We start from the raw sequence: 18,392 nt of genomic DNA on the forward strand, positions 1-18,392 counted from the left end.
ATGATTCGTTATATATGGAAAAACTGGTGGCGCCACCCGGAGCGCTTTCTTTTGCTGCTCGTCGGCATGCTCATCATCAGCTCGACGCTCAGCTATTTTGTGGGCGTCACCGAGAGCAACAACGGGACAACCCAGGAAATTTTGCAAAAGCGCTGGAAGGCCGCGTACCATATCGTGGTTCGGCCGGAAGGGACACGCAGCGTGACGGAACAGGACCAACTGCTGGAGCCGAATTATTTGAACGGGTTGTACGGGGGGATCAGTCTTGACGACTACGCCTGGATCAAGAGTTTGCCGGACGTGGAGGTTGCCGCTCCGCTTGCGCCGATTGGCTATTCGGGGACCACATTTACGTATGGAAAAGTAATTGAAAAGCCAAAAGAGCCGGGGATTTATCGCCACGTTATGGTAACCTACAGTAACGACGGAGTGCATGTCATTCCTTCAGTTGAACGTACCCGATATTATACAAATGGACTTTGGAGTATGCCCGGTGACGAAGAAGAAACACGCCGACTTTATGGTGTAGAGTCATGGATCCTCGATCTCTGGGGATTTTTCAATCAACTTCTGGTGGGCATTGATCCCGTGGAAGAAGCGCGTTTGGTCGGATTAGACCAGGCTGTCATGCCAATCGGGGAAAGCCGCTATTTCACAGAGAAAGACAAAGCGGAGACGGACGATGCCGGGGAAGGGCAGAAGGTGACCAAGCTCCCTATTTTGATGAGCAACCGGATAGACGCCGATTTCAGTTTTGTGAGCAGATATGAACGATTGAAGCTGCCGTTTTCCACCAGGGAAGAGGCCGACCAGACCATGAAGGAGGTCGCAAGCAAGGGCGGCGCGTCGTATCTGGATCAGTTAGAGACGGAAGGAGAGCCGATCGAATACGCCTTCGGTTCTAAAGAAGCCCATGCACTGCTGTTCGCAAGTCTTTCGGGAGTTGACATCCAAACGGGAAAACCGTTTCTCCGCTATCAAAATAACAATCGCTGGGCCTACATGAGCAACACGCTAAATGATAAGCCAGGCCCGCTTGCATTTGAAAAGACAGCCAGTCCCTATCCGGAGCGCTGGAACTACGCTTATGGCGTAAAAGCTGTCAAGCCGGAGATTCCCAAGGACATACAAGAGTTTTACGGGTACATGCCGGACGATTTCCGCTATTCCTTTCGCCCTTTCCGGTTCGTGGACAATTGGAACTGGAGCCACCTGATCGAGCCGTATTGGGTAGGCTTTTACGACCCGGAGAAGCTGGCCATTTCCAAAGATCCGATTGACGAGCTGCCGATGGAAACGTATCGGCCTGCGGAGGCTCGCCTGGTCCTGGACAAAGACGGAAGGCCGGTGAATCCGCCTGTTTCCGTTCGTCCTTCGCTCAACCCGTTTGGTTTGCTCACCAATCCGCCCCTGATGCTCACGACCATTGATGCAGCGGCACAGCTGATGGGAGACAAGCCGATCGCATCGATTCGGATCAAGGTAAAGGGAGTGGAGGGTGTCAGCGAAGCCAGCCAGCAAAAGCTGGAGGAAGTGGCCAGGGAGATTGAGCAGCGAACCGGGCTGATCGCCGACATTACGCTTGGTTCCTCGCCGCAGCCTGTCCTTGTGCATGTTCCCGCCAACGGCAGCTATCCGGCAATGGGCTGGATCGAGCAATTTTTTGTGAAGCTGGGCAGCGTGTTTACGCTCTTTCGCGAGGTTTCGCTTGGCTTCTCCGGCATCATGGGCATTGTCATGCTGATGGCTGTCACCTACGTTTTTGCGACTAACCTGGTGACGCTGTACGCCCGTACCAACGAATTCGGACTGTGGCTGGCAGTCGGGTGGCGTCCCGGGCACGTGGCAGGAATCCTGTTTCTGGAGGCTTGCCTCTTGGGAGGCATTGTGACTCTCATCAGTTGGGCCATTGTCGGGATGATTGTTCTGCAGCAGGGAGCAAACGTTCCATTAGAGCGTGTGATCGGCATCGGTTTGTGCGGGATCGTTATTTACGTACTGGCCGCAATTCCGGCTGCTTTTTTCGTGAGCAGAGTTTCCCCGTTGGTGCTCATGCGGACGGGAGAGCTAAAGCCGGGTTCACGCCGCCTGATTCGGGTGCAAAGCAGCTTCTCGCTGGCGCTTGGCCAATTGCTGCTTCGCTTTCGCCGCAGCCTCCTTTCCGTGTTTGCCATCGCGGTGCCGACCGGTCTTTTGGTGTTTTTCGGCTTCGTCACTTTCCGCCTGCAAGGGATGATGTATACGTCATGGCTCGGGCAATATGTGGCAGTGGAGATCGGGCAGGAGCATTACGTGGCGATGGTGCTCGCGCTGGTGATCGCCGTGTTGACGACAGCGGAAATCATTTGGCAGAACGTCATGGATCGAAAAGCGGAGCTGCTGCTGCTCAAAGCGATGGGCTGGCGCAATGGAGCAATATTCCGCCTGATTCTATCGGAAGGGCTGCTCTGCGGGCTATTGGCTGCTATCGGCGGGATCGGGCTGGGAGTGCTCGTGATCGCTATGCTGTACCGTCAGTTTCCGGCGGAAGACATGTGGCTCTTGCTGAGTGCCGGGCTGATTCCCGTCCTCGTAGGGTTGCTCGGGGCGATATTCCCAGCCGTCATGGCCGTGCGGTTCCGCCCGGCAGAAGGGCTGCGCGGTTCTCAGAAAAACCGCAGGCGGACAGAGCGTGTGCTGCGCGCCATGATGGCAGTGCTCCTCATCGGCTGTGTGGCCGGGGCGACGATCAGCGCGATTCGGCTGTGGCAAGCGTCTTCGACTGAGCAAGGGGCAGAGCCCGGGCAAGCACCCGGTGAACAGCCAGTGCCATCTGCAAATCCAGACCCGGCACAGGGAGGGTCCAATCAGGGGAAAGAGGGAACGGGGACGCCGCCTAAGCAGGAGAAAGCAGCTGGCGACCTGACCGGCTTTGCTCCCGAGCCCGTACCGGAGGGCAGCAAGGCCAGCTACCAATTGTTTTTCCGCATGGACAAATCAGGAAGGTTTGCGGCGAAAGCGGACATACGGGTGGAGAACCTCTCCAAAGATAACTGGGATCAGCTGGTGTTTTACTTTATCCCCAACGTTTTTACGAAACAAAACAAGCCTGAAGCGGTGAAGGGCACTGCCGATGTGAACATTGACAAGGTCGAGCTGGATCAAAAGCAGGCGGCATACCAGCTTTCCTCCGATACACTGGCGATCCCGCTGGATAAGAAAATGGCTCCGGGCGAAGTCAGGACGGTGCACGTATCGTACTCGTTTACTGTGCCGGAAGAAGGACTGCGCTTCGACAAAATGGGGCAGCGCTATTTTCTGGCCCAGGCTTATCCGATGCTCGCCACGTACCGCAATGGCTGGAACAAGCAAGAGTACCGGATCAACGGGGAGTCTTATCATACAGGCTACTCCGACTTCACCGTTTCCTACGAACTGCCGCCCGGCTATCAGTTCGTCAGCTCCTCGGACGAAGACCCGGCGGAAGCGCGGCAAAGCGGCGAGGTTGCCATTTCACGCGTCCGGGAAGCATTTGCTGCCGTGGTCAAAGATGTCACGTCCATTTCGGAAACGGTAGATGGCATACAGATACGCGTCATCGGCGAGGAGGCAAATCGGCAGAAAATGGAGGAAGCCCTGCGGACAGCGGCGGAAGCGGTTCCGTTTTTCTCAGAGAAAATCGGCAAGTACCCGCACAAGCAGCTGGACATTCTGCTCGATGGCAGGGTGGATATGGAGTATCCCGGAGTGGTCGCGGTAGCCGCGAACAAGACCGGCTCGTCGCTGGAGCATACCGTCGTCCACGAGATCGGGCACCAGTGGTTCTACGGCATGATCGCCAATGACGCCTATCATGACAGATGGCTGGATGAAGGCTTGACCGAGCTGGCTTCCGCGATGTTTTTCCTCGACTACCGGAAGCAATCGGAGGAGGAAGTGTTTGCCGGCATCAAACAAGCTGCCCGAACTGCCATTGATAAACCGTCAAATTTGCCGCTCGACCAATACGAAGGCGAAACCTATGCTTATTTCTACTCCGTGCCGCCCCTGCGTCTATGGGAGCTGATCTCCACCTATGGCACTGCAGAGGACGGCTGGCGTTTTCTGAAGGCCTACTGCGAGCGGTATTCCTACCAAGAGGTGGATACAAAGGAGTTTGTCCGGTTCGCCACAGCGTATTTTCCGGTGACGGAGACGTATTTTGCGGAGTGGCTCAAGCTTTGAGAAGGTTGTCTTAAGGCAATGTGAAGGAATAAAAGAAAAATATAAACACCCCCGGCAAATGTCGGGGGTAATGTTGACGTTAATACCAGTATGCTTTGCAATTGTTGGAGGTGTCTTTGGTACCAAGGGACACCTCCTTTGCTTTACATTCTGGCGTTGCTATGACAGCTCAAAAAATTGGTTGCAGGCACTAATCTGTATTGTTCTAAAAGGGTGCCTCTTCTACAACAAACCAGTTATCTTTGCCTAGTATCTGTAAAATCGGCTCAATAGACTCTTCTGTAAATTCCTCCAGATTCAACTCCTTCACTACTTCAAAGGGCTTGACATAGAATCGGCCATTCTCATCTTGAACGTATGCTAGGTATTTTCTATCTACTACCTGTTTGCCAATTTGATATTCGAAGTCATACCATCCAATCTTCTTAATCTTTTGAGTAAGAGTAGTAATTTCTGTGGCTGTTTCCAACCATTGGAGCATACTTTTTTTCTCATTTTCTTCAAACCATATCGCGGCTAATTCCGGCTGGGCTTTTATAGAGTCTGAATTGTAAATATGCTCCTGTATGGCGTGTAAGTTTGTCCCCGGAAATTGACTTGCCAAGGATTGGGCGGGTGTCTCTTGTGGGGCATTATTTGGTGTAGTTTCTTGGGAAGTGCAGCCCGATAGGAACAGTACGAATATGAAAATTAGCAAGAGCTTACTTTTCACAGATATTACCTCCCTCATATTGAAAACACCCCTCGCTTATAGCGAAGGGCATGCCTTATTAACTCAATCCCAGTCTGCTCCCCAATATGATTTGAAGAGACTCTGGAACAAATAGTTTCCTCCTTTAATATTTGGAAGTTGCTTAATATCCAGGGTATGAGGCGTGTATTTATAGAGAGCCCATGTTCCATAATTTTTAACCCAGATGTAGTTTTTATAAGTGACACCATTGGAGGTTTTGGTGCTTCCGTAATTGATGTTTTCAAACAGAACGGGGTAACTACCGCCTGGAGATTGATACCACAAATCCTTAAACAGTTTTGTTCCTTTATCGATCTGAACATCAAAACCGCTGGTTCCCTTCAAATCTCCACCATCCGTGGCACCGTACCCCATCGCGTAGTAAAAACGGCGAGACGAGTATGGTTCGCTTCCGGGCTTTGCGGAAACAAGGCTTTGCTCTTTTTGGAGGGTGACAATAACCACTTTCGGATTCATTCTGTGTGTTTGCGCAGCGTCGTAGATAGCTTTGGATGGAAGGATGGTTTTGTTGGTATTATAAACTTTTCCGTTGGAATCTTTCCTCCAAATTTGCACAGGATCCTTCAAAATGGAACCCTTCTCTTCAAAAAACGACTGAATCTCCCTTTCTGTCATAGAGTTATGGTTGATAAATTTGTCTGATGCACCTGATGAGCAGGGGCAAGAACCAGGAACTAGGTTGTTCATAAGGACTCCATTCACAAAATAATCTTCGTAGGTGGTTTTACTTTCGATATGTAAGGAGTCTTCATCGTTTGGTTTGTTTTCCAGATTGATCTGGTTGTCCAATTTTTCTTTCTCACGGTCTTCGTAATCGAGGGTTGTAAATTCCGGAAAATTATAATCGCTCTGAGAAAGACTATGAGTAAAAAGTTCCTTTCCGTTTTCATACTCGGTTATTTCGACGAAGTTGTCCCGCTTTTTGTATCTTTGTGTTCTCCCTTTGTTATCCACGGATTCAGTCATGATCCCGTTTTGATAATGATAAGTCACTTCAAGCCCATCGGCATGAAACTCTTTTTCGATTTTTCCGTCTTCATCGTAAAGCATAATATTTACGCTTTGTTTCGTTGCGAATTGTGGGAGATCCTCAAATGTTGAGGGGGTATCTTTGGCTAGAATCGGTGTACTGCTAAACAAGGAGCTTGCGGAAAGGCCCACTGCTAGTAAAGAGAGTAACGATGCTTTCAAAAAGTTATTTCTCATTAGTACCATCCTTTCAAATATTTTACAAAAATAAATTAACATATTTGCATCATAAAAGAATGTCGCTTTTTGTCATTCACACAGATTTCACGTTTGCGTTTTTAAGCTTCCTCAGCTTAACAGTGATTTCTTTAAGCCCCATGCAAGCGAGTGTCCAAGGAGAATCCCAGTTTGTGAAGTGGAATAACTCTCCGGCCTTCAACGCAGCTCCCACCTTACAAAACTGTAAGGAAGATGAAATGTAACTCGATGGTTCCAATCTCCCGGGCCTTTTACAATAAAGACAATTCATACGAACCTTCATACAGGAAAAAACGAACATACGGGAGCAAGGACCATGAATACTGTGAGAAAACTTGAGTCAACCGACCACGGGCACATATATGAAGAATATTCGGCGAAAATTTACCGCTATTTCCGCTACCGCGTTCGCAATGTTTGGGACGTGGAGGACTTGACGACGACTGTGTTTGTCAAGGTGTACTCCAAGCTCGACCAGTACGACGGACGCCATCCTTTCGGGGCATGGATTTTCCGGATCGCCCACAATACATTGATCGACTACCTGCGCAAAAAACGGGAATATCCGGCGGACCAAGAGGTGTTCTCCAGCCTGGTCACAAGCGAAAAGCTGCCGGAGGAACGGGTATTGAACCAAGAGTCTCATGAAGACCTGTGGAAAAACGTTAAGACGCTGACAGCCGACCAGCGAAATGTAATTTCACTTCGGTACCTGGCCGATTTGAGGATGAACGAAATTGCCGAGATTCTCGGAAAGACGGAAGCGTCAGTAAAAATTCTGCATTTCCGCGGGATCAAAAAGCTGCAAAAAATGATGTCTCGTGTATGAGAGAACGGGAGGCAGCATAGAAAAAACGGGATGGATCACAGGATCTGTCCCGTTTTTTGGAGTTTTTTAAAAAAGGCTGGGATCGGATGGGAGTCGATTCTCGCAACCCATACAGTTGGCTTCGTTCATTGGGGGCTCATCCGATTTTTTGGTATAGTAAAAATAGAGATGACGGAAGTGAGGCGGATGATCAATGTCGACAATCATGATCGTGGAAGACGATCCGAAGATTAACCAGCTGCTTCAAGGGCAGTTGGAAAAATACGGGTACCAAACGATAAACGTGGACCATTTTGACCGGGTGATGGATGTATTTTCCCAGGGCCAGCCTGATTTGGTCCTGCTGGATGTCAATTTGCCCAAGTTTGACGGGTTTTACTGGTGCCGCCAGATTCGCCAGGTGTCGAACTGTCCGATCCTGTTCATTTCCGCGCGGGAAAGCAAGATGGATCAGGTGATGGCATTGGAGAATGGAGCGGACGACTACATTACCAAGCCGTTTGATTACGATGTCGTACTGGCGAAGATTCGCAGTCAGCTGCGGCGCGCTTACGGGATGTACGCTCCCCAGGAAACGGAGCGAACCGTTGAGGTAGCAGGCTTGCGGCTGTTTTTGGAGCGGATGGAATTGATGATGGGGGACGAAAAAGTAGAGCTGAGCAAAAAGGAAGCACTGCTTCTGGAGGCGCTGCTCAATCAATATCCCCGGGTGGTCAGCCGCGAGCGCCTGTTGGAAAAGCTGTGGGATGAGCAGTTCGTCGATGAAAATACGCTCAACGTCTACATCACGCGTGTGCGCGGCAAGCTGAAGGAGCTGGGGCTGGACGGGGCGATTGAAACTGTCCGCGGCTCCGGGTACCGCCTGAAGGTCACGTGGGAGGATGCGGAATGAAGCTGTTCTTGCGCGACCAATGGGCATTTCTGGCGATGTTTTTCATTCAGCTCTTCCTCTTGATCCTGATTTTCGGCCTGGACGGCTACTGGAATCCTTCTTTGATCAGCTATGCGATTTTCCTGTGCGTTTTTTTCGCCGGGTGCTTTTTAGTGATCCGCTATCTGGCCAACCGGTACGTATACAAGCGGCTGAGCACGCCAATTCGAAACCTCGAGGAACTGACGCTGACGCATGGCAATGCTCCGCTCGGACAGGCGATGGATCAAACGTTCCAAAACCAGTACCGGCTCTTCAAAGAGCAGCTCCATACGTATGAGACCAAGCAGCGGGACCATACGACCTTTATCCAGCAGTGGGTCCATCAGATGAAAACCCCGATTTCTGTCATTCACCTCCTGCTGCAGGACGATGACGATCCGCGGATTGAAAGCGTGCGTGAAGAAGTGGACAGGATCAAAAGGGGGCTGGAGACGGTTCTGTACAGCGCCAGGTTGGACCGTTTTGAGCAGGATTACCTGATCGAGCCGGTGTCTCTCAGAAAGCTGGCGCAAAGCGTTGTGTCGGAGAACAAGCGGCTGTTTATACGCAATCAGGTGTATCCCGAGCTGGCTGTAGATGAACACTTGGTGGTAGAGTCGGATGAAAAATGGCTCTCCTTTGTGCTAAACCAGCTGTTGACGAATGCAGTGCGCTACTCGGACAAAAAGGGCAGCAAGGTGACGATCCGCTCGTATACCAGGGGACAGCTTGCAGTCCTGGAGGTAGAGGACAGCGGTATCGGCATTCCGCCGGAGGATATCCAGCGCGTGTATCAACCGTACTTCACCGGAGAAAACGGCCGCAAGTACGCGGAGTCGACCGGTATGGGGCTTTACTTGGTGAAGGAGATCTGCGGACGCCTTCATCATTCCGTAGAGCTGGAGTCGGAGGTTGGTGTGGGAACAAAAGTCCGCATCGTCTTTTCGGCTGTTGTGCCAACCTTACAAGAACGTAAGCTGGATGAAAGCTAATTCGATGGATGAACATGCGCGCTTTCCGTATAGTGGTAAGCAGTAAAGGATGCTACCTAATCTATAAGATCAGGCATGAAATGAAAGGAGAAGCGCACATGGATATGCTGCATGTAAAGCGCCTCAGCAAAATATACGGCGGCAGGGTCACGTATCGGGCGTTGACCGACATCGACTTTACAATTAAAAAAGGGGAGTTCGTCGGCATCATGGGTCCGTCCGGAAGCGGGAAAACCACGCTTCTGAACATGATTTCGACGATTGACTCCCCGACGTCGGGCGAGGTGCTGCTCAATGGCACCAATCCGCATGAATTGAAACGGAACCAGCTCGCCTTGTTCCGCAGAAGAGAGCTGGGATTTGTCTTTCAGGACTTCAATCTGCTCGATACGCTGACAGTTGGCGAAAACATCGTGCTGCCGCTGACCCTCGACGGCAAAAGCGTCGCTGAAATGGACGAAAAGCTTCAGACCGTCGCGGAAAAGCTCGGGATCGTGGACATTCTGGAAAAGCGGACGTACGAAATATCGGGAGGCCAGCGTCAGCGGACAGCCATCGCCCGGGCGATTATTCATACGCCCTCCCTCCTGCTGGCTGACGAGCCGACCGGCAACCTAGACTCCAAAGCATCCCGCAACGTGATGGAAACATTGGAGACGATCAACAAAAACGACGGCACGACGATGATGATGGTCACGCATGACCCGCTTGCGGCCAGCTATTGCCACCGCGTCATCTTTATCAAGGACGGCCAGCTACACAACGAGATGTATCGCGGAGAAAGCAGACAGGCATTCTTCCAGAAAATCATCGATGCGCTGTCGCTTCTGGGAGGGAATACGCATGACCTTTCGTCAATTCGCGTTTAACAACGTTTCCCGGAACAAGCGAACCTATGCCGCATTTTTTCTGAGCAGTGTGTTTTCGGTGATGATTTTTTTCATCTACGCGATGTTCATCTACCATCCTGGCGTTGAAAACGGCGAGATTCACCGCTTTGTCGCCCAAGGGATGGTGGCGGCGGAGTACATTATTTTTCTGTTTGCCTTCTTCTTTCTCTTCTATTGTGTCGGAGCGTTTTTGAAAAGAAGGGAAAAAGAGTTCGGCATTTTAATGATGCACGGCATGACGCAAGGCCAGAGGAACAGGCTGATCTTTATGGAAAACATGATGATCGGATCGCTGTCCATTGTGTTTGGAATCGGGCTCGGGATGGTTCTGGGGAAACTGTTTTTCCAATTTGCCGGGTTCCTGCTCGATGTGGAACCGCTGCCCTTTTATCTTCCGTTGGACGCCATGGTGCTGACCATTGTTTGCTTCTTGTGCCTGTTTGTGGCGATCTCCGTCTTTACGGTGCTGTTTTTGAAACGAAGCAACCTGCTGGAGCTTTTGCAAGGAAGCCAGCGTCCGAAGCAGGAACCAAAAGCATCGGTTTTCTTGTCTCTGCTCGCAGCTGCTCTCCTCGTGATGGCGTATGCGCTGGCGATCTGGGCCAAAGGCGCGTTTGTGATGGTCCTGATGTTTCCAGTCATCGCGCTGACGATCGCCGGGACCTATTTGCTGTTCACGCAGCTCAGTGTATTTTTGATCAGGCTGATGAAGCGCAACCGACATTTTTACTGGAACAAGACCAACCTGGTCACCTTGTCTGACCTGGCTTATCGGATGAAAGACAACGCCCGCATGTTTTTCCTCGTCTGCATCGTCTCTACCGTGGCGTTTTGCGCGATCGGGACACTGGCTGCACTGGCCTCCTCGATCACGGAGACGACAGTGAGGACGAATCCGTATGCGTTTGAATATCTGACCACCGCAGACGCGAAACAGCGGGAAGCGACAACGGCCAGGATTGAGAAAGCGCTGCAAGACGCCGGCTTTCCGTTTGAAAAATGGGAGGTAACAACAAAGTACCTGTCCGTTAACAAAGAAGAGCATCAAGGGGTATCGATTGTCGGGGTCACCGAGTACAATCGCGCGGCCCGTGCCGCGGACGCGGATGAGGTGCAGGTAGGCGACGGAGAAGCTGTCTACTATCAACGCTGGCCGGGCGAGGATGTAAGCGGTGCAGAAGACGGCTCGTTGACAGTCGCCGGTCAACAATTGAAGCCCAGAGGTATCGAAGGGTTTTCGGTAATAAGATCCTTGAGCGGCAATCAGTTGGTGATTGTGGCAGACAGCGTTTATGCCCAAGCAAAAGAGAGCAATTTTGAACACAACTATTTCTACCAAGTGGACAGATGGAAAGAGACGAAAGAACTGAGTGAAAAGCTGGAAGCAGAAATTTCCGAGGAGCATGACGGGGCGTATTCCTTCGGAGCCCGCGCTCCGATCTATCAAGAGTTGAAGCAAATGGCCAACACGAGCTTGTTCATCGGATTGTTTGTCGGCGTTCTGTTTTTCGTAGCGGCAGGAAGCTTCTTGTACTTCCGTTTGTACACTGATCTGGAGAGCGACCGCAGACAATACGGCGCGATTACAAAGATTGGCCTTTCCGAGAAGGAGCTTTCCCGCATCGTGACGACGCAGATCGGGCTGCTGTTCTTCGTTCCGATCATCGTGGCCATCGTACACAGTGCCGTCGCGTTTGTCTCGCTAAACAGCCTTCTGAAGCTGATGATGATCGCGTCCGTGGTAAAGCCGACGGCGATCGTGCTGGCGAGCTTTGTTCTCGTACAATTTGTCTATTTCTGGATTATTCGCAACCGCTACTTGTTCAACCTGAAGCGGTCCATGCAGTAACGTCCAAGAGCTACGATATGCAGGCGTCGCAGCGGAGAGAGGCTCCGCATGCGGCGCCTGCTTTCGTCTGTTCAGGCAGGCGGGCTTATCAGAATTTTAGGGAAAATATTGCGCTTGGGCAGGTTCCATATTATGCTAACTAAAAATCTGATTATCGTCCTTGTCCGGCGCATATCTTCGTGTGATAGGCGCTGATCAAGCGAAAACGAGTAGAAAAAGGCAGGGGGAGCATGTCAACGAGTTTGGAAGGTTCACGATATTTTGAGTTGGACGATTTGGATTACGGTATCGCCAAAGCTTTGCAGGGGAATGCGCGGCTGCCGTTTACCCAGATCGCCAAGGAACTGGGGGTGACAGAGAAGACAGTTCGGATGCGGGTACAGCAGATGCAGGAGGAAGAAGTGCTCAGTCTGATCGGCGTACTGAATCCGGCCAAGGCGGGACTGATGCTGTCATCGTTGATCCAGTTGGCAGTCGAGGCAGGCAGGCTCGATGAAGCGGCAGCCGAGCTGCAGGCTATTGACGAGGTCCGGCAGATCGTCCTGACCTCGGGAGAATATCAGATCATGATCCAGGTATTGCACAGGGATTACGAGGAGCTGTCCGGCTTTTTACTGGGCAGGCTGAACAAGATTTCCGGTATTGTCCGCATGAATGTCATTCATGAATTGAAATTATTGAAATCATCTCATACATATCTTCGTTGAAATGGAAGGCAGAAAACAGAAAGGGAGGACAGCATGATTTATTGGAAGTTGTTTCTTGCCTTTTTTCGAATCGGGATTTTTGGCTATGGAGGAGGACCGACGATGGTCCCCTTGTTTTATACCGAATGCGTGAAGAAATACAAATGGGTAAGCGAAGAGGATTTTACCGACAACCTGGCGATGGCAAACGCGCTTCCAGGCCCGATCGCAACCAAGCTGGCCGCATATATCGGCTACCGCGTAAAAGGCTGGATGGGCGCGCTGGTCGCCAACTGTGCGGTGGTGCTGCCCACTGTGCTGGCGATGATTGCGCTGCTGCAGGTGATCTATCAGTGGAAGGACGCCCCGGGCATATACGGCATGATTCAGGCGATCCAGCCAGTCATTGCTGTGATGACGGCCGTACTGACCTGGGAGTTTCTGCAAAAGGGCTGGCAGGGGAGCAAGAACAAGAGCGGAGCCGCTGCCGCTTTGCTTTTATCGGTAGTGGCTTTGCTGTTTTTTGATCTGCATCCAGGGATCGTGGTGGGCATCGCCCTGATCTTTTCCTTCGGCTACGCCACCTGGGCGGTCCGCAAGCAGCAGAGCGGAGGGGAAGGAGAGGGAGAAGCATGATCTACCTGCAACTGTTTTGGGCGTTCTTCATCTCCAACATCCTCGGGTACGGAGGCGGGCCGCCAAGCATCCCGCTGATTCAGAATGAAGTCGTCGACCACTACGGCTGGATGACGATGCAGGAGTTCGGCGAGGTGCTGGCCGTCGCCAATGCGCTTCCCAGCCCGATCGCGACCAAGCTGGCGGGCTATGTCGGCTACCAGGTGGCAGGCGTCCCCGGAGCGGCGGTCGCCCTTCTCGCTACCGTAGCTCCGACAGCTATCGCCATGATTGCGCTGCTCGGCGCACTCAACCTGTTTCGCGATGCCCCCCAGGTAAAGGCGATGACGCAATCGGTTCGTCCGATCGTGACGGTGCTGCTGGGGATCATGACCTACGAGTTTCTGCTCGGAGCCGTCGAAGGGATCGGGTGGATGCAGACCGCTATCCTTTCGGTCGCCGCTTTTCTCCTCTTGGAAAAGTGGAAGCTGCATCCCGCCCTGGTTATTCTGCTCGCGATGGCGTACGGGTTTTTCTTTATCAGCTGACCAGTTGAAAGGAGCACGTCTTATGACATTCTTTGACCCGATGGAATACCCGTATGCGTCCCGCCGGATGACAGCCTATGCCAGAAACGGGATGGTGGCAACCTCGCAGCCGCTGGCGGCCCAGGCGGGACTTGATATGCTGAAGCGAGGCGGAAATGCCATTGATGCCGCGATTGCCACCGCCGCCTGTCTGACTGTCGTAGAGCCCACCTCCAACGGGATTGGCGGCGACGCGTACGCGCTAGTCTGGACGAAAGGCACGCTTCACGGCTTAAACGCAAGCGGCCCGGCGCCAAACGGCATTTCCATCGAGGCCGTAAAAGCGGAGGGGCATGAGAAAATGCCGACGTACGGATGGCTTCCGGTAACAGTACCAGGTGCGCCGGCAGCATGGGTCGAGCTTTCCAGAAGATTCGGCAGGCTTCCGCTTGCAGTCGTGCTAAAGCCGGCAATCGACTATGCGGAACAAGGCTATCCGCTGTCGCCGACACTCGCTCATTTTTGGGAAGTGGCCTATCACAAATTCAAGCAGCTCTGTACGGGCCCGGAATTCGCCCATTGGTTTTCCACGTTTGCTCCCGCAGGAGGTCCTCCGAAAGCAGGGGAAATCTGGCGCTCGCCCGGACACGCAAAGACGCTTCGGAAGATTGCCGAGACCGAGGGAGAAAGCTTCTACAGCGGGGAATTGGCTGAGCGGATCGACGCCTTTTCCCGCGAATCTGGCGGGTATCTTCGTCTGGCCGACTTGGCTGCGTATCGGCCCGAGTGGGTCAAGCCGATCAGCGTCAACTACAGAGGCTACGATGTGTGGGAAATACCGCCGAACGGTCAGGGGCTGGTCGCGCTTTTGGCGCTGAATATGCTGAAGGGCTTCGATTTTGACGCCAGGGATTCGGCCGAAACCTGCCACAAGCAAATCGAGGCGATCAAGCTGGCTTTTGCCGATGGACTGCGCTACATCACGCAGGAGGACAGGATGAGCGTCAGGGTGGAGGACCTGTTGGCCGAGGAGTATGCAGTGTACCGCCGCAGCCTGATCGGGGAGCATGCCGGAATACCCGAACCCGGCAAACCGGTTGCCAGCGGTACGGTTTACCTGGCGACAGCGGATGGCGAGGGAAATATGGTTTCGTTTATCCAGAGCAACTACATGGGATTCGGATCAGGGATTGTCGTTCCGGGTACGGGAATTGCTCTGCAAAACCGGGGGAATAACTTCTCGCTCGATCCCGCGCACGACAATCGGCTGGAGCCGGGGAAAAAATCGTTCAATACGATCATTCCCGGCTTTTTGACCAAAGACGGGAAACCGGTTGGACCATTCGGGGTCATGGGCGGATACATGCAGCCGCAGGGTCACGTGCAGGTGGTGATGAGCACTGTCGACTTTCATTTGAATCCGCAGGCCGCCTTGGATGCTCCGCGATGGCGCTGGGTGGAAGGAAGAACGGTGGAGGTCGAGCAGCATTTTCCCGAACAGATCGCACAGGAGCTGAAGAAAAAGGGCCATGACATCAAGCGGGTGACGGGCTTCGGCGGATTTGGCCGCGGCCAGATCATCTGGCGGGATGAAAACGGCGTCTTGATCGGCGGGACCGACATGCGGACGGACAGCTGCATCGCGTCGTGGTAAACAAAGTAAAAGGGAGGGGGCGCGAGCAGTCGCGTCCTTTTTTCTGTACAGGATGCGTAGTGCAGAGGAGAGGTGATGAGACTTTGTGGTAAATGCGCTTATCGAGCCGTGGATTTCAAAAAAATAGGATCGCTATTGGAAAGTGAACGACTGACGGCCCTCCGGGAGCCGTCAGTCAAACGTAAAGGTTACGATCTGCCGCGATTCTGTATCAACCCCGACAGCCACGGTATACTGATCGTCTGTAAAATAAAAGTACTGCTTTCGGTCGCCCGTGCTGACGGGAGAACACTTCACCAATTTCACGGCTTGCGGGCTCAAAAGCGCCCGAGAGCGGACGTAATCAGCCGCGATCCGCTCTAGCTCTTCGGTCGACAGCGATGTTGTCTGTGTTGTCTGTTTGTTCATTCGATCTATGGAAAGGGAAAGGATTTGCTTCGTCTTTGGGTCTATAACCGCATGGAAGGCCGCGATTTCTCCGTCCTGCGGCTTTCGCTTGAGAACGGCATGGACGGGCACTCCTCGGTAGATAGGCTGGTGCGTATCGCTGTCAATCAAGGAGTCGGGATCTTCCAAAGTCACTTCCCGGTCCTCTATATCTACTTCGGCTTGAAAGAATTTCTTCACCGCCGCTTGGGCGATGGCGGCAGCCTCAGCCTTTCCAAGGCCCTGGACCTGCTCAGGGGAGGACTGGCGCCCGCAGCCGGTCAGCAGCAACAATACGATACTTATTACGACAATCCCCAACTTCTTCATTTCTTTCGTTTCCTCCACCAAGTGTCAAACTTTCTCTACTAACAAAGGTACTATACAAACAGCCGACAATAAATCGATTTACCTTTCCCTCACCTTACATTTCTGTAATGTGCATATGTTTTGGCATCATCCCGTAATTTGTGGGGAAGAAACAGGTTTTTTGACTAACATTGCAGAAATATTCAAAAAAAGCGACCGGAGGGAAAAGTTATGAGCATACAGCAATTGCGTGAAGCCATCCAATCGTTTATTCGTCCTGACACTTTTCCGGTGGGGATTAAAATTGTCAAAAGCCAGAGCGAGCTGCCTGCAAAAGCAAAGCGCCCGTCACAGGATCTGGGCTATCTCATCACCATCTGCCAGGCGGTCAGCTTTTCCCGTCGCTACGGCTGGACGATTGCCATGAACGGCGCGGATCTCTCCTGTCCGATCGCCCAGGTGGCATTCGGCTATGAGGAACAGCTTCCGTTTTATTCCGAAGGGCATCTCGCCTGTGGCATGTACACGGATTCTCTGGAGGCTGGCGCCAAAAGCGAGCAGGATGTACCCAAGCTTTCGCGGGAAGAGAGCGGGTATTACGTCTCGTTTCCGCTGGAGCGGGCTCCTTTTGACCCGGACGTGGTCGTCATTTACGGAAACTCCGCCCAAGTCATGCGTCTGGTGGCGGGAATGCTGTACAAACGGGGCGGATCGATCCCGTCGACGTTTTCCAGCCGGGCCGACTGCGCCGATATAGCGATCAAGCCGCTGCAGACCGGAGAGCCCCAGGTGATCGTTCCTTGCTATGGCGACAGGCTGTTTGCGCAAACACAGGATCACGAGATGGCTTTCAGCTTTCATTTCCGCGACGCGGCGGAGCTGGTCGAGGGCTTGGAGGGTACGAACCGGGGCGGCATTCGCTACCCGATTCCCACCTACCTTCGCTACCAGGCAGAGTTTCCGCCGACCTATCAGAAGCTGGCAAGCATGTTTCCAGGTGCGGTGTCAGAGGCAAGCGCGGGGGAGGAGCAGGTAAGTCAAGGGAGCAAGCTGGTTCAGACGGAAGGGAAGGAATAAAGCAAAAGTGGCCTAAGCGGGCCTCAAGGGCCAAAAGAGCCAAAAGAGCCAAAAGAGCCAATAAAGCTAAAAGAGCTAAAGAAGCTAAAAAAAGGCAAAGGACCCCCGAAAAGGAAAAAGACCCCGAAAAAAAGCAAAAAGCCCTCAAAAAAAGCAAAAGGCCCGAAAAAAGCCAAAAGAAACGGAGAAGAAAGAGAATAAGAAAGACTGCTCGCCACCTCAAGCGAGCAGTCTTCTGCTGTGTAAAAAAGTTTTACACCAAATTCTCCGGATTCAGACCTTCCAGCTCCGGCAAGACAAACCGTCCGTCTTTACGGATCAGTACATCGTCAAACCAGATTTCACCGCCGCCGTACTCTGGGCGCTGGATTTGCACCAAATCCCAGTGAATCGAGGAGCGGTTGCCGTTGTCTGCCACGGTGTAGGAATTGCCGGGGGTGAAGTGGAAGCTGCCGGCAATCTTCTCGTCGAACAGGATGTCGAGCATCGGGTGCAGAATGTGCGGGTTAAAGCCAATCGCGAATTCGCCGATATAGCGGGCACCGTCATCCGTATCCAGGATTTCGTTCAGGGCCTTCGTGTTGGAGCTGGTGGCCTCGACGATTTTTCCTTTGGAGAACGTAAACTGGACATCGGTAAACGAGATGCCGTGGTAGTTGGAGGCGGCATTGTAGAAGATGGTTCCTTCCACAGAATCGCGGATCGGTGCGGTATATACCTCGCCGTCCGGAATATTGCGCTTTCCGTCGCACTTGATCGCGGGGATGCCTTTGATCGAGAAGGACAGGTCCGTTTTCGGTCCGACGATCCGGACGCGGTCTGTGCGCTCCATCAGCGCTTTGAGCGGGTCCATCGCCTTGGACATTTTGGAGTAGTCCAGGTTGCACACATCAAAGTAGAAGTCCTCGAAGCCTTCGAGACTCATGTTGGACAGCTGGGCCATTGATTTGTTCGGGTAGCGGAGCACGACCCAGCGCTTGTTCGGTACACGCTCGTTCGTGTGAACTGGCTGATACCAGTGGCGGGAATACAGGCCCATCTTTTCTTCGGACACGTCTGCAAATTCGTTGATATTGTCGTAAGCGCGAACGGCGATGTAGGCATCGACGTCCTTCATGCGGGCGAGCTCATGCTTGGCGATCAGCTCCATGTGCTCTTTGCTTGTCCCTTGCTTCAAGGCACGCAAAATCTCCTGATCCTTCAGCGTTACCAAAGGGAGTGCGCCTACAGCGAACGCTTCCCGCACCAGTGCGCGCACCAGCGGCACCTGGATGCCGGTATTTTCAATGAGGACTTTTTCCCCTTTTTGCAGGTTGAGCGAGTAACGGATGAGGCGACTGGCTAGCTCGTTAATGCGCGGATCTGCCATTGTGTGTAACCTCCATAGTAAAAAAATTTTTATCCATCATATTATCGCATAGCCGAAACAGCCGTGCCAGTC

Annotated in this window: 15 protein-coding genes; 11 read left to right on the forward strand and 4 right to left on the reverse strand. The window is 52.5% G+C overall.

Annotated elements, in window-relative coordinates:
* Positions 1 to 4,203, forward strand: coding sequence for an FtsX-like permease family protein (locus EDM54_RS26810; protein ID WP_122957560.1), 4,203 nt, complete (start codon positions 1 to 3; stop codon positions 4,201 to 4,203).
* A gap of 205 nt (positions 4,204 to 4,408) precedes the next feature.
* On the opposite strand, the gene EDM54_RS00165 is transcribed toward EDM54_RS26810, so the two are convergent.
* On the reverse strand, positions 4,409 to 4,915 hold the full coding sequence (locus tag EDM54_RS00165; protein ID WP_024984810.1) for a hypothetical protein: 507 nt from the start codon (positions 4,913 to 4,915) through the stop codon (positions 4,409 to 4,411).
* A 63-nt stretch (positions 4,916 to 4,978) separates the two neighbouring features.
* Entirely contained in the window at positions 4,979 to 6,163 is a 1,185-nt protein-coding gene (locus EDM54_RS00170) for a hypothetical protein (RefSeq protein WP_122957561.1), read from the reverse strand.
* Between the two features lie 337 nt (positions 6,164 to 6,500).
* Between EDM54_RS00170 and EDM54_RS00175 the strand changes: the two genes are divergently transcribed.
* The 9 genes from EDM54_RS00175 to EDM54_RS00215 all read left to right on the forward strand — a co-directional run bounded on the left by EDM54_RS00175 (position 6,501) and on the right by EDM54_RS00215 (position 15,139).
* A complete protein-coding gene (locus EDM54_RS00175; RefSeq protein WP_003389478.1) occupies positions 6,501 to 7,013 on the forward strand; it encodes a sigma-70 family RNA polymerase sigma factor in 513 nt (170 codons plus the stop codon).
* Between the two features lie 193 nt (positions 7,014 to 7,206).
* On the forward strand, positions 7,207 to 7,905 hold the full coding sequence (locus tag EDM54_RS00180) for a response regulator transcription factor (RefSeq protein ID WP_003389477.1): 699 nt from the start codon (positions 7,207 to 7,209) through the stop codon (positions 7,903 to 7,905).
* Positions 7,902 to 8,918, forward strand: coding sequence for a sensor histidine kinase (locus EDM54_RS00185; protein WP_039070064.1), 1,017 nt, complete (start codon positions 7,902 to 7,904; stop codon positions 8,916 to 8,918). The genes EDM54_RS00180 and EDM54_RS00185 overlap by 4 nt, the downstream gene beginning before the upstream one ends.
* A 98-nt stretch (positions 8,919 to 9,016) precedes the next feature.
* Positions 9,017 to 9,787, forward strand: coding sequence for an ABC transporter ATP-binding protein (locus EDM54_RS00190; RefSeq protein WP_003389475.1), 771 nt, complete (start codon positions 9,017 to 9,019; stop codon positions 9,785 to 9,787).
* Positions 9,762 to 11,657: an FtsX-like permease family protein gene (locus tag EDM54_RS00195; RefSeq protein ID WP_122957562.1), complete on the forward strand. Its 1,896-nt coding sequence runs from the start codon at positions 9,762 to 9,764 to the stop codon at positions 11,655 to 11,657. Before EDM54_RS00190 ends, EDM54_RS00195 begins: the two co-directional genes overlap by 26 nt.
* A gap of 230 nt (positions 11,658 to 11,887) precedes the next feature.
* Positions 11,888 to 12,364 carry an Lrp/AsnC family transcriptional regulator gene (locus EDM54_RS00200; RefSeq protein ID WP_122957563.1) on the forward strand — a complete coding sequence of 159 codons (477 nt, stop codon included), beginning with the start codon at positions 11,888 to 11,890 and terminating at the stop codon, positions 12,362 to 12,364.
* 33 nt (positions 12,365 to 12,397) lie between these two features.
* Complete coding sequence (locus tag EDM54_RS00205; protein WP_122957564.1) at positions 12,398 to 12,979, forward strand: chromate transporter; 582 nt, start codon at positions 12,398 to 12,400, stop codon at positions 12,977 to 12,979.
* Positions 12,976 to 13,506: a chromate transporter gene (locus EDM54_RS00210; RefSeq protein ID WP_003389471.1), complete on the forward strand. Its 531-nt coding sequence runs from the start codon at positions 12,976 to 12,978 to the stop codon at positions 13,504 to 13,506. The genes EDM54_RS00205 and EDM54_RS00210 overlap by 4 nt, the downstream gene beginning before the upstream one ends.
* A gap of 22 nt (positions 13,507 to 13,528) precedes the next feature.
* On the forward strand, positions 13,529 to 15,139 hold the full coding sequence (locus EDM54_RS00215) for a gamma-glutamyltransferase family protein (RefSeq protein ID WP_039070061.1): 1,611 nt from the start codon (positions 13,529 to 13,531) through the stop codon (positions 15,137 to 15,139).
* Between the two features lie 171 nt (positions 15,140 to 15,310).
* Here the strand turns inward: EDM54_RS00215 and EDM54_RS00220 are convergent, their stop codons facing one another.
* Positions 15,311 to 15,895, reverse strand: coding sequence for a hypothetical protein (locus EDM54_RS00220; RefSeq protein ID WP_039070060.1), 585 nt, complete (start codon positions 15,893 to 15,895; stop codon positions 15,311 to 15,313).
* A 210-nt stretch (positions 15,896 to 16,105) separates the two neighbouring features.
* On the opposite strand from EDM54_RS00220, the gene EDM54_RS00225 reads away from it, so the two are divergent.
* The gene (locus EDM54_RS00225) at positions 16,106 to 16,951 is read left to right on the forward strand and encodes a DUF169 domain-containing protein (RefSeq protein WP_039070059.1); all 846 of its coding nucleotides are present in this window, start codon (positions 16,106 to 16,108) and stop codon (positions 16,949 to 16,951) included.
* 253 nt (positions 16,952 to 17,204) lie between these two features.
* Here the strand turns inward: EDM54_RS00225 and EDM54_RS00235 are convergent, their stop codons facing one another.
* Positions 17,205 to 18,320: an aminopeptidase gene (locus tag EDM54_RS00235; RefSeq protein WP_122957565.1), complete on the reverse strand. Its 1,116-nt coding sequence runs from the start codon at positions 18,318 to 18,320 to the stop codon at positions 17,205 to 17,207.
* Positions 18,321 to 18,392: the final 72 nt, after the last annotated feature.

Source organism: Brevibacillus borstelensis (assembly GCF_003710865.1).
In the GTDB taxonomy this organism is placed as follows: domain Bacteria; phylum Bacillota; class Bacilli; order Brevibacillales; family Brevibacillaceae; genus Brevibacillus; species Brevibacillus borstelensis.

What these genes read in the sequence shown, in the direction of transcription:
- EDM54_RS26810 (WP_122957560.1), top strand. Translation starts at nt 1, where the DNA reads ATGATTCGTTATATATGGAAAAACTGGTGGCGCCACCCGGAGCGCTTT.
- EDM54_RS00170 (WP_122957561.1), bottom strand. Translation starts at nt 6,163, where the DNA reads ATGAGAAATAACTTTTTGAAAGCATCGTTACTCTCTTTACTAGCAGTG.
- EDM54_RS00175 (WP_003389478.1), top strand. Translation starts at nt 6,501, where the DNA reads ATGAATACTGTGAGAAAACTTGAGTCAACCGACCACGGGCACATATAT.
- EDM54_RS00180 (WP_003389477.1), top strand. Translation starts at nt 7,207, where the DNA reads ATGTCGACAATCATGATCGTGGAAGACGATCCGAAGATTAACCAGCTG.
- EDM54_RS00185 (WP_039070064.1), top strand. Translation starts at nt 7,902, where the DNA reads ATGAAGCTGTTCTTGCGCGACCAATGGGCATTTCTGGCGATGTTTTTC.
- EDM54_RS00190 (WP_003389475.1), top strand. Translation starts at nt 9,017, where the DNA reads ATGGATATGCTGCATGTAAAGCGCCTCAGCAAAATATACGGCGGCAGG.
- EDM54_RS00195 (WP_122957562.1), top strand. Translation starts at nt 9,762, where the DNA reads ATGACCTTTCGTCAATTCGCGTTTAACAACGTTTCCCGGAACAAGCGA.
- EDM54_RS00200 (WP_122957563.1), top strand. Translation starts at nt 11,888, where the DNA reads ATGTCAACGAGTTTGGAAGGTTCACGATATTTTGAGTTGGACGATTTG.
- EDM54_RS00205 (WP_122957564.1), top strand. Translation starts at nt 12,398, where the DNA reads ATGATTTATTGGAAGTTGTTTCTTGCCTTTTTTCGAATCGGGATTTTT.
- EDM54_RS00210 (WP_003389471.1), top strand. Translation starts at nt 12,976, where the DNA reads ATGATCTACCTGCAACTGTTTTGGGCGTTCTTCATCTCCAACATCCTC.
- EDM54_RS00215 (WP_039070061.1), top strand. Translation starts at nt 13,529, where the DNA reads ATGACATTCTTTGACCCGATGGAATACCCGTATGCGTCCCGCCGGATG.
- EDM54_RS00220 (WP_039070060.1), bottom strand. Translation starts at nt 15,895, where the DNA reads ATGAAGAAGTTGGGGATTGTCGTAATAAGTATCGTATTGTTGCTGCTG.
- EDM54_RS00225 (WP_039070059.1), top strand. Translation starts at nt 16,106, where the DNA reads ATGAGCATACAGCAATTGCGTGAAGCCATCCAATCGTTTATTCGTCCT.
- EDM54_RS00235 (WP_122957565.1), bottom strand. Translation starts at nt 18,320, where the DNA reads ATGGCAGATCCGCGCATTAACGAGCTAGCCAGTCGCCTCATCCGTTAC.